Source organism: Streptomyces sulphureus DSM 40104, from assembly GCF_000381025.1.
GTDB lineage: Bacteria > Actinomycetota > Actinomycetes > Streptomycetales > Streptomycetaceae > Streptomyces > Streptomyces sulphureus.
Window position 1 is genome coordinate 47,646 of the sequence record NZ_KB905829.1, and the last position, 6,000, is coordinate 53,645.

Consider the following 6,000-nt stretch of genomic DNA (forward strand, 5'->3'; position numbering starts at 1 on the left):
CCCTCCGAGGTCATGCATGCCTTCTTCGGCCAACCCGGTCGATACTGAGAGCAAGGATTCTCAGCCGCCCGCCCGCAGCAACGCCTTCGATCGCTTCTTCCAGATCTCCGCACGCGGCTCCAGCGTGACCAGGGAAATCCGGGGCGGTCTCGCTACCTTCTTCGCGATGGCCTACATCATCGTGCTGAACCCGATCATCCTCGGCGCCGGCACCGATAAGTACGGTCACCAGCTCGACAACGCGCAACTCGTCACCGCAACGGCACTTATCGCCGGTCTCACCACCGTCCTGATGGGCGTGATCGGGAACGTGCCGATCGCGGTCGCCGCGGGCCTCGGCATCAACGCGGTCGTCTCGCTCCAGCTCGCCCCCAAGATGAGCTGGCCCGACGCGATGGGCATGGTCGTCCTCGCCGGCCTGGTGCTGATGATCCTTGTCGCCTCGGGACTGCGGCAGCGCGTCATGGACGCCATCCCCAACGGGATGCGGCGGTCGATCGCGATCGGTATCGGCCTCTTCATCGCGCTGATCGGGCTCGTCGACTCCGGCTTCGTGACGAGGAACCCCGACGCCGCCAACACCACCGTGCCGCTCGGTCTCGGCCAGGGCGGGCAGCTTCAGGGCTGGCCCGTGCTCATCTTCGTCCTCGGCCTGCTGCTGATGTTCGTCCTCAAGGTCCGCAAGGCGAAGGGCGCCATCCTCATCGGCATCGCCGTGATGACGGTGGTCGCCATCGTCGTCAACAGCATCGCCGTCATCCCGGACGACGCGTGGGGGCTGGCCGTCCCCACGGTCCCCGACTCGCTGGTGGGCACCCCCGACTTCGGGCTCATCGGACAGGTCAGCCTCTTCGGCGGCTTCCAGGAAGTGGGCATCCTCACCGGCTGCCTCTTCGTCTTCACCGTCCTGCTCTCCGGGTTCTTCGACGCGATGGGGACGATCATCGGGGTCGGCGAGGAGTCGGGGCTCACCGATGACAAGGGGCAGCTTCCGGGGATGGGGCGCATCCTCATGATGGACGGCATCGGCGTCGCCGGCGGTGGACTCGGGTCCTGCTCGGCGAACACCTGCTTCGTCGAGTCGACGGCGGGCGTCGGCGAGGGGGCGAGGACGGGGTTCGCCAACCTCGTCACCGGTGGGCTCTTCCTGCTCGCCCTGATCTTCACGCCGTTGGCGACCGTCGTGCCCTCGCAGGCGGCGACGCCCGCGCTCGTCGTCGTCGGCTTCATGATCATGGCGTCGAACGTGCGGGGCATCGACTGGGACGACCTCACCGTCGCCGTGCCCGCGTTCCTGACGATCATCTCGATGCCGTTCACGTACAGCATCACCAACGGGATCGGCGTCGGTGTCGTCGCGTTCATCGCGCTTCGGGCCGCGACCGGGCGTATCCGCACGGTGCCGTGGCTGCTCCACGTCGTCGGCTTCTTCTTCCTCGTCTACTTCCTGCTCGATCCCATCGAGCAGGTGCTCGGCGTGAAGTAGCCGTTCGCGTACAGGCTCACTGCCGGTCGGTCCTCGGGGGATCGGCCGGCAGTGTCGTGCGCGGTTCAGTTGTGGTCGGGCTCGCCGTAGAAGCGCTGCGTCTCCTCGACCGCTGTGCGGAAACGCTCGTCGAAGTCGTCTCTGACGAGTCTGCTGAGAACGTAGTCCTGGATCGTCATGCCGCGCTTGGCCGCATGCTCGCCGAGCCTGTCGAAGAGCTCGCTCTCGACGCGCAGGCTGAGCACTTTCGTCTGGACGTGCGAGGTCGTCGGCGTCATATCTCCACCGTCCCGGCCGCTTGCGCGGATCTGCCGATTTTCCGTGCGAGCTCACTCGTACGTGTGAGCCCCATGGGAGGCGGGTGGTCAACGGCGGTGAGGTGGTTCCGAGTTGGTCTTTAGTTCAGGTAATGAGTTACCCTAAGGACATGCCGGAACAGCACGCTTCCCCTCGCGGCGCGGCCGAGGACGAGCAGACAGAGAGCGTGGACGCCGTCGCAGCCGGCGTCACCGGAGCCGACGCAGAGGCGGTCAACGCCCTGCGCTCCGCCGTGATGCGCCTCTCCAGGCGCCTCAGGCACCAGCGCGTCGACGAGACGCTGAGCCCGGCCGAGATGTCGGTGCTCGGCACCCTCGCGCGGTGCGGCTCCGCGACACCGAGCGAGCTCGCCCGCAAGGAGTACGTACAGCCGCCCTCCATGACCCGCATCGTCGCGATGCTGGAGGCGAAGGGGCTGGTCCGGCTGGAGCCGCATCCCGACGACCGCAGGCAGAAGGTGGTCATGCAGACCGAGCAGGCCGAGTCCATGCTCGCTGCATCACGGGCGAAGAGGAACGCATGGCTTGCCGAACTCGTCGTCGAGCTCGACGACGAGGACTGGGCCACCCTGCGGGCCGCCGCACCCGTACTGGAGAAGCTCGCACGTCTGTAAGGAGAACGTCGAAGCCGAGGAGGCGAACCCGGATTGAGTACGGGCCACGGAGCACACTCCGCACCCGGACCAGAGGACGAGAACAACAGCCGTAACCCGCAGCCTGCCGGCCCCCGCGCGCAGGGAGCCGATGCTCGCGAGCCCGATCTCCGGAAGATCGAGGGGGCGCACGACAAGGCCGGGAAGCCCTCGATGTTCAGCTCGCTGCGCATCCGCAACTACCGCCTCTTCGCCGGGGGGCAGGTCGTCTCCAACACGGGGACGTGGATGCAGCGCATCACCCAGGACTGGCTGGTGCTCAGCCTCACGGGCTCCTCCACCGCCGTCGGCGTCACCACTGCGTTGCAGTTCCTGCCGCTGCTGCTCTTCGGCCTCTACGGCGGCGTGATCGCCGACCGGTACGCGAAGCGGCGGCTCCTGGTGATCACCCAGACCGTGATGGGACTCACGGGGCTGGCGCTCGCCGTCCTGACGCTCAGCGGGAACGTGCAGGTCGGCCACGTCTATGCGTTGGCGTTCGTCCTCGGTCTCGTGACGGTCGTGGACAATCCGGCCCGGCAGACGTTCGTCTCCGAGATGGTCGGTCCCGATCAACTCCGCAATGCGATCTCGCTCAACTCCGCCAACTTCCAGAGCGCCCGGCTCATCGGTCCCGCCGTCGCCGGTGTGCTGATCTCCGCCGTGGGGAGCGGATGGGCGTTCCTGCTCAACGGGGTCTCCTTCATCGCTCCCGTCTGCGCGCTGCTGGCGATGCGCCGTGCCGAACTCCACCCGACCGAGCCCGTCGCGCGGAGCAAGGGGCAGCTCCGTGAGGGGCTGCGGTACGTGCGCGGGCATCCGGAGCTGCTCTGGCCGATCGTGCTGGTGGGGTTCATCGGCACCTTCGGGTTCAACTTTCCGATCTGGCTGACCGCCTTCACGGACAACGTCTTCCACAGCGGCCCAGGAACGTACGGGCTGCTCAACTCGCTGATGGCGATCGGCTCCGTCGCCGGCGCCCTGCTCGCCGCGCGGAGGCGGGCGGCCAGGATGCGGATGCTGCCGCTCGCGGCGCTTCTCTTCGGTGTGCTGGAGATGGCCGCTGCGGTCTCGCCCTCTTTCTGGCTCTTCGTCGCGTTGATGGCGCCGATCGGGATCGTGGGGCTCACCTTCAACGTCACGGCCAACGCCAGCGTGCAGATGGCCTCGGACCCGGCGATGCGGGGGCGTGTGATGAGCCTGTACATGATGGTCTTCATGGGCGGTACGCCGATAGGCGGGCCGATCATGGGGTGGATCACCGACACCTACGGGGCCCGGATCGGCTTCCTGAGCGGCGGGTTGATCTCCGCCGTGATCTCGGTCACCGTCGCGCTCGTCCTCGCGCGGGTGAGCGGTCTGCGGCTCCGGGTCGACCTGCGGCGCGGTCATCGGCACGTGCGGTTCGTGCCGGCCGAGCGGGAGAAGCAGGTCGCCGGGGTGGTGTGAGCCGGCCGGGGTGGTGCGCCGGGGGTCGCGGTCGTGCGGCGGGTGCGCGAGGGTCTCCTCATGAGGCTCTTCGCCGCCCTGCTGCCGCCGGAGCACGTGCTCGCCGAACTGGTGCGCCCCGTACGGGAGTTGCAACGGCTGCCCGGTGCCGAGCGGCTCCGGTGGACGCCGCGGGCCGGCCGGCACTGCACCCTCGCCTTCTACGGGGAGGTCTCCGAGGAGCAGTGCGAGCGGCTCGTCGGGCGTCTGGCGCGGGCTGCGGGGCGCAGCGAGCCGCAGCGGCTGCGTATCGCGGGCGGTGGGCGGTTCGGTGACCAGGTGCTGTGGGCCGCGGTGCGTGCGGTCCCCGAGGAGTCGGACGCCGGGGTGCGCCGGCTCGCGTGGGCCTCGGCTGCTGCTGGGAGGCGAGCCGGTGTGACGGTGCCGGAGGGGCGCGGTTTTACGGCGCACCTCACTTTGGCGCGTGCGCGGGGGCGCGCTGGGGCGGTCCGGCTCGCGCCGTTCGTCGAGAGGCTGGACGCGGTGGCCGGTACCCCGTGGAGGGCCGATGCGCTCGCCCTGGTGTGGTCGAAGCTGCCCGTCGGCGGGGTCGAGGGCGAGCAGCCGCGGTACGAGACCGTGGCGACGTGGCCGCTCGGGAGCGGGCGTACGCGGGCGTGAAGGGGAAGAGCCGGGCTCCGGGAGGGGAGTTATACCCACACCGTTACGGTAGGGGTGTGGATGCGAAGACCAGAATGCGGATCGTGAGTGGGGCGCTCGTCGTGCTCTTCGTCGTGGTGGCCGTGGCAGCAGCGTTCGGCAACTGACGTCCCCAGCCTGCCGGTTCGGAAGGAACCCCGGGTGAGGTACGTCGTCTGCCGGGGCCCCGCGGCGGCCGCGGGGCCCCGCGACGTCACCAGGCGAACGCCTCCGGTGCGGGGCCCGGGCCTGGGAAGGTCTCGTCGAGTGAGGTGAGCAGCTCCTCGTCGAGCTTCAATTCGACGGCGCGCAGCGCCGAGTCCAGTTGTTCCTGGGTGCGCGGGCCGACGATCGGGCCCGTCACGCCGGGGCGGGTGAGCAGCCAGGCCAGCGCCGTCTCGCCCGGTTCCAGACCGGCCTTGTCCAACAGGTCCTCGTATGCCTGGACTTTGGCGCGCACCTTCGAGTTCGCCAGGGCGTCAGCGGAGCGGCCCGAACTCGAACGCGACGAGCCGCCCTCGTGCTCCCTGCGGATCGCGCCGCCGAGCAGGCCGCCGTGCAGCGGCGACCAGGGGATGACGCCGAGGCCGTACTCCTGCGCTGCGGGGATCACCTCCATCTCCGCCCTGCGCTCGGCGAGGTTGTAGAGGCACTGTTCGCTGACCAGGCCGTACATGCCGCGGGCGGCGGCCTTCTCGTTGGCCTGGGCGATGTGCCAGCCGGCGTGGTTGGAGGAGCCGGCGTAGAGGATCTTGCCCTGCTGGACGAGGACGTCGATCGCCTGCCAGACCTCTTCCCACGGGGTGGTCCGGTCGACGTGGTGGAACTGGTAGAGGTCGATGTGGTCCGTCTGCAGGCGGCGGAGGCTGGCGTCGACCGCCTGGCGGATGTTGAGGGCGGAGAGGCGGGACTGGTTGGGCCAATCCTCGCCGTCCGTCCCCATGTTGCCGAAGACCTTCGTGGCGAGGACCGTCTTCTCGCGTCGGCTGCCGCCCTTGGCGAACCAGTTGCCGATGATCTCCTCGGTGCGGCCCTTGTTGGGGCCCCAGCCGTACACGTTCGCGGTGTCGAAGAAGTTGACGCCTGCTGCGTGGGCGGCGTCCATGATCGCGTGGCTTTCGGGCTCGTCGGTCTGGGGGCCGAAGTTCATCGTGCCGAGCACGAGTCGGCTCACCTTGAGTCCGGTACGTCCGAGCTGCGTGTACTCCATGACCGTAGCCAAGCGGCTGGAGGGGGCTCGAAGCAAGCGGTGGACAAGGCTTTGGGGAGTGGCGGACTAGGGAAGGCGGGCGGGGGGAACTGCGGCCTGAGAAAGTGAGGTTGAGCTTCGGGGCGTGGGTGGGGATCGAAGGTTACGCTCCGAGCTTCGGGGGGCAATCCTCGCTGCCGAGCCCCGAGCCCCGAGCCCCGAGCCCCGAGCCCCGAGCCCCGAGCCCCG

6 protein-coding genes are annotated in these 6,000 nt (G+C 69.1%); 4 read left to right on the forward strand and 2 right to left on the reverse strand.

The features are described from left to right. Positions 1 to 16: 16 nt before the first annotated feature. On the forward strand, positions 17 to 1,486 hold the full coding sequence (locus F603_RS0129740; protein ID WP_026328839.1) for an NCS2 family permease: 1,470 nt from the start codon (positions 17 to 19) through the stop codon (positions 1,484 to 1,486). Between the two features lie 65 nt (positions 1,487 to 1,551). Here F603_RS0129740 and F603_RS0129745 read toward each other — a convergent pair whose 3' ends face one another. Beyond that, positions 1,552 to 1,764 (reverse strand): hypothetical protein, encoded by a 213-nt coding sequence (locus F603_RS0129745; protein WP_019549573.1) that lies wholly within the window; start codon positions 1,762 to 1,764, stop codon positions 1,552 to 1,554. Positions 1,765 to 2,039: 275 nt separating this feature from the next. Here F603_RS0129745 and F603_RS0129750 point away from each other — a divergent pair, with 275 nt between their 5' ends. From F603_RS0129750 to thpR, 3 genes are read left to right on the forward strand one after another with little or no spacing between them, the layout of a single operon-like run. Continuing rightward, entirely contained in the window at positions 2,040 to 2,417 is a 378-nt protein-coding gene (locus tag F603_RS0129750; protein WP_425427032.1) for a MarR family winged helix-turn-helix transcriptional regulator, read from the forward strand. A 33-nt stretch (positions 2,418 to 2,450) separates the two neighbouring features. Then, positions 2,451 to 3,884: an MFS transporter gene (locus F603_RS0129755; RefSeq protein WP_019549575.1), complete on the forward strand. Its 1,434-nt coding sequence runs from the start codon at positions 2,451 to 2,453 to the stop codon at positions 3,882 to 3,884. A 60-nt stretch (positions 3,885 to 3,944) separates the two neighbouring features. Beyond that, entirely contained in the window at positions 3,945 to 4,544 is a 600-nt protein-coding gene (gene thpR, locus F603_RS0129760) for an RNA 2',3'-cyclic phosphodiesterase (protein WP_037957422.1), read from the forward strand. Positions 4,545 to 4,776: 232 nt separating this feature from the next. On the opposite strand, the gene F603_RS0129770 is transcribed toward thpR, so the two are convergent. Beyond that, a complete protein-coding gene (locus F603_RS0129770) occupies positions 4,777 to 5,772 on the reverse strand; it encodes an aldo/keto reductase (RefSeq protein ID WP_019549578.1) in 996 nt (331 codons plus the stop codon). Positions 5,773 to 6,000 lie beyond the last annotated feature (228 nt).